1 protein-coding gene is annotated in these 1,120 nt (G+C 63.2%); it reads right to left on the reverse strand.

From position 1 onward, the window contains the following. Nucleotides 1–1,120 (reverse strand): 5-aminolevulinate synthase (gene hemA, locus ABL914_RS13915; protein WP_391563787.1); only part of this gene is annotated, 1,120 nt, incomplete at both ends.

Below are 1,120 nucleotides of genomic sequence, written 5' to 3' on the forward strand. Positions count from 1 at the left end.
ATGCCGCCAGTGCGAGGTCGAGTCTTTGCCAGATTTCGGTGAGCGCCTTGGTCAGATCGCGGATCATGGCCGGGGTGTGGGCCGGGCCTGGGGTAAAGCGCAGGCGTTCGGTGCCGCGCGGCACGGTGGGGTAGTTGATCGGCTGCACATAGACCCCGTATTCGGCCAGCAGCACGTCTGATATCTTTTTCGCCTTGGCCGGATCGCCAACCATCACGGGCACGATGTGGGTGCTGCTGTCCATCACCGGAAGCCCGGCTTCGCGCAGCAGCGCCTTCAGCGCGGCGGCATTGGCCTGCTGGGCTTCGCGCTCTGCACTGGAGGCCTTGAGGTGGCGCACAGAGGCCAGCACGCCCGCCACCAGCACCGGCGACAGGCTGGTGGTGAAGATGAACCCGGGCGCGTATGATCGGATCACATCGATGATCCGGCTGTCCGCCGCGATATAACCGCCCATCACCCCGAACGCCTTGCCCAGCGTGCCTTCGATAATGTCGATGCGGTGGGCCGCCTGATCGCGATCAGTGATCCCGCCGCCCCTGGGCCCGTACATCCCCACCGCGTGCACCTCGTCGATATAGGTCAGCGCATTGTACTTTTCAGCAAGATCGCAGATCGCATGGACCGGGGCGACATCGCCTTCCATCGAATAGACACTTTCGAACGCGATCAGCTTGGGAGCGCCAGGATCTTCGGCTGCCAGCAGTTCTTCCAGATGGGCCAGATCGTTGTGGCGGAACACCCGCTTTTCGCAGCCGGCATTGCGGATCCCCGCGATCATGCTGGCGTGGTTGAGCGCGTCTGAAAAGATCACGCAGCCCGGCAGAACCTTGGCCAGCGTTGATAGCGTGGCATCGTTCGAGACATAGCCCGAGGTGAACAGCAGCGCGCCGTCCTTGCCATGCAGATCGGCCAGCTCCGCCTCAAGATCAACGTGGTAATGCGTGTTGCCGCCGATGTTGCGGGTGCCGCCGCTGCCCGCCCCAACATCGTGCAGCGCCGCTTCCATCGCCGCTATCACCTTGGGGTGCTGGCCCATCGCCAGATAATCGTTCGAACACCACACCGTGATGTCCTTGGGACCGTTGTGCCCCGCAAAACACCGCGCATTGGGATAGGC

Origin of the sequence: Novosphingobium sp., from assembly GCF_040079535.1 — a bacterium.
Lineage (GTDB): Bacteria > Pseudomonadota > Alphaproteobacteria > Sphingomonadales > Sphingomonadaceae > Novosphingobium.